This window comes from Dolichospermum sp. LEGE 00246 (assembly GCF_015207865.1).
Lineage (GTDB): Bacteria > Cyanobacteriota > Cyanobacteriia > Cyanobacteriales > Nostocaceae > Dolichospermum > Dolichospermum heterosporum.
The window spans coordinates 1-3,096 of record NZ_JADEWA010000560.1 but is presented as its reverse complement, the minus strand read 5'-3'; the positions used below and the strand labels follow the sequence as shown (position 1 = coordinate 3,096).

Sequence of the window (3,096 nt, the reverse complement as noted above, 5' to 3'; positions counted from 1 at the left end):
TGGCAAACGGCATCAGGCGGGGAACCGTACATCTAAGGTAATACCTGAAAAGCGGATATTATTCGAGCAGTTGTGTTTGCAATTATTCGATTAAGAATCCCCGTGTCTTTAGACCGGGGAGTGTCAAACTCTTAAATCTCTCCGCGCCTTGAGCGTCTCTGCGTGAAACAAAATCTTGTAACCTTTTTAAGGAAAATATGACTAAATATAGCAAATTGAAAAGCTCCCCCTCCGCCGCAGTCAGAGCCAATCTGGATTATCCTGTCATTGATACTGATGTTCACACTAATGACTTTACTCCTGCCCTTGAGGATTATATTGCTCACTACGGCGGTGTGAAACTGGTAGATGAATTACGCAAGGCTGAATCCTCCCGTCTCAATCCCAAGAGTGAAGGTAAGGACTGGTATCAACAAACTCCAGAAGAACGCCAATATAATCGGACATTGCGATCGCCTTGGTGGGCTAGAGTAACTCGTAATACCTTAGATTTGGCTACCTATACCCTCCCTGCACTCCTCTATGAACGTCAAGCAGAGCAAGGATCAGATTATTCGGTGTTATTTCCCAATAATGCCTTAGCTGCGGCTGGTGCAAGTAAAGAGAATCGGCAATTATTGCAACGGGCGATTAATCACTATCATGCTGATATTTACCGCCCATATAGCGATCGCCTGACTGTGGTAGCTGGTATCCCCATGACTACTCCTCAAGAAGCAATTGAGGAGTTAGAATTTGCAGTAAAAACACTGGGACTAAAAGTTGCAAATATTCCTGGTGGTGTAAAAAGACCAATTAAAGCGATCGCAGATAAATACCCAGCCGATCAATTCCCAGAAATTGGCAAATATGCCTCTTACATTGACTTTTTCGGTCTAGATAGTGAATACGACTATGATCCCTTCTGGGCTAAAGCCGTCGAATTAGGCGTACCTCTCACCACTCATTACGGTAGCCAAGGATGGACTGGACGCTCCTCCATTAGTAACTACATGAACAACCACATCGGTCACTTTGCCGATGGTTCACAAGCGTTTGCCAAAGCCTTGTTTTTTGGTGGTGTAACTAGACGCTTCCCACAATTGCGTGTTGGTATGCTCGAAGGTGGTGCAGATTGGGGCGCTCACGTCTACATTCATTTAGTGGATCGTTTCTCCAAACGGAGTTTAGAAGGACTGCAAAACTACAACCCAGATTTAGCTAATCCTGATGAGTTGTTTGAGTTATTTGCACAGTATGGTGGAGAAATTACTCAAGGACATTCCCTCAACAAAGAAGAATTAACTAAGAGTGTATTGGGAGCTTCCTTCAACCGTCACAGTCGTTCACCTGTGGGTAGTGAATTGGAAGATTTTGGTGCAGCAGGTATTCAGTCAATTGAAGATATCCGCGATCTTTGGGTGAACAGTTTCTTCTTTGGTTCTGAATCTGATGATCGTACCATTGCAGCCGCATTCAACGACAAAGCCAACCCCTTGGGAGTCAAGCTTAACGCCATTTACTCCTCCGATGTTGGTCACTGGGATGTACCCGATCTCACCGCACCTTTAGCTGAAAGCTGGGATTTGGTCAGAGAAGGGGTGATTTCTGAAGCTGACTTCAAAGCTTATGTATTCGGCAATCCTCATAAATTCTACACCCAAGCTAACCCCGATTTCTTCAAAGATACAGCAGTAGAATCCAAACTACCTAAGACCGAGTCTCAAACTGAGAACAAAATGTTGGTAGGTGTGTAAATGACTTTGTGAGTAGCTATAGAGACGTTATATATAACGTCTCTACATCAAATAAATGAAGAAAACGAACCACAGAGGCGCAGAGGACGCGGAGAAATTAAGAAGAGAGAAGATTAGTTGTTGTCAAATATTTGTAAACGCACATTTGAGGATTTAAAACTATGCCAGTTGAACAAAGATCCCACGATACCAGCAATGGTTCATTACCTTATATTTTTTCCCCAGCTAATACCAACAAACCCGCTCCTCTCGTATTATTTCTACATGGTGCAAAGGACAGAGGAACAGATATTAATGTTTTACTAAAATGGGGTTTCCCTCTTTTTGTAGATTCATCAGCATCCTTACCTTACTTCTTTGTTGCACCTCAACTTCCTGAAGGACAGACTTGGGTAGATAGAGTAGATGATGTAATTACTTTACTTGATCATATCATTGCCACCCAACCTATAGATCCATCCAGTGTGATCATATCTGGATTCAGCTTGGGAACTGCTGGAGCTTGGCATATCGCCGCTTCCTATCCTGGACGCTTTGCTGGTTTGGTAGCTACATCAGGTCGTGTACCCCAAATATTAGAAGCAACCCAATTAGCTGCACTCAAAGAAATTTCTATCCAAATATTCCAAGGTGCAAAAGACGAAAAACTTTCAATTGAGAGTACACAAAATGTTGTTGATACCCTCCGTGAAGCAGGAGCAAAAGTAGATTTTACCATATTCCCTGAAGGCGATCATTTCATTGCTGATGAAGTTTACAGTAACCCGACATTGCAACAATGGTTGGTTTCACAAAGCCTTCGTCAAGCTGCTGTAGTAAGTTGAATCAGAGAATAATAAGCCAATTTTATGTGAGGCTGCACAGAATTATAAAATCAATAAATTTATCCCTCTTTATCCGCGTTAATTTGCGTTTATCTGCGGTCAATTATTATTGATATCTTATTTTATGCAGTTTCAGATTAATTTGGTACATATATTTTAGACCATACTCTTGCATCTCTATTCCTTTGCGCCTCTGCGCCTGGAGCGTGAGATAAAAATTCTACAACTAATATTTTCATGACATTACCAACAACTAAACTTGGTCAAACCGGACTCACTGTTTCCCGGCTCGTTCTCGGGACAATGACCTTCGGACTACAAACCGACGAAGAAACGTCTATAAAAATCCTCGATACCGCAGCCGAAGCAGGAATCAACTTTCTCGATACAGCCGATGTTTATCCTCTTGTTGACACTCCCCGGTCTAAAGACACGGGGATTCTTAATCGAATAATTGCAAACACAACTGCTCGAATAATATCCGCTTTTCAGGTATTACCTTAGATGTACGGTTCCCCGCCTGATGCCGTTTGCCA

General features: G+C 42.5%; 3 protein-coding genes. All 3 read left to right on the top strand.

Features of this window, described 5'->3' with window-relative positions; genetic code table 11:
- The first annotated feature begins 197 nt into the window (after positions 1-197).
- The 3 genes from IQ228_RS23965 to IQ228_RS26945 all read left to right on the top strand — a co-directional run bounded on the left by IQ228_RS23965 (position 198) and on the right by IQ228_RS26945 (position 3,064).
- Complete coding sequence (locus IQ228_RS23965) at positions 198-1,736, top strand: amidohydrolase family protein (protein ID WP_193964687.1); 1,539 nt, start codon at positions 198-200, stop codon at positions 1,734-1,736.
- Positions 1,737-1,897: 161 nt separating this feature from the next.
- Positions 1,898-2,560, top strand: coding sequence for a dienelactone hydrolase family protein (locus tag IQ228_RS23960; protein WP_027401262.1), 663 nt, complete (start codon positions 1,898-1,900; stop codon positions 2,558-2,560).
- Between the two features lie 237 nt (positions 2,561-2,797).
- Positions 2,798-3,064, top strand: coding sequence for an aldo/keto reductase (locus IQ228_RS26945; RefSeq protein WP_228044050.1), 267 nt, complete (start codon positions 2,798-2,800; stop codon positions 3,062-3,064).
- Positions 3,065-3,096: the final 32 nt, after the last annotated feature.

Bases quoted from the DNA above. Each gene is read 5' to 3' on its own strand.
- IQ228_RS23965 (WP_193964687.1), top strand. From the start codon at position 198: ATGACTAAATATAGCAAATTGAAAAGCTCCCCCTCCGCCGCAGTCAGA.
- IQ228_RS23960 (WP_027401262.1), top strand. From the start codon at position 1,898: ATGCCAGTTGAACAAAGATCCCACGATACCAGCAATGGTTCATTACCT.
- IQ228_RS26945 (WP_228044050.1), top strand. From the start codon at position 2,798: ATGACATTACCAACAACTAAACTTGGTCAAACCGGACTCACTGTTTCC.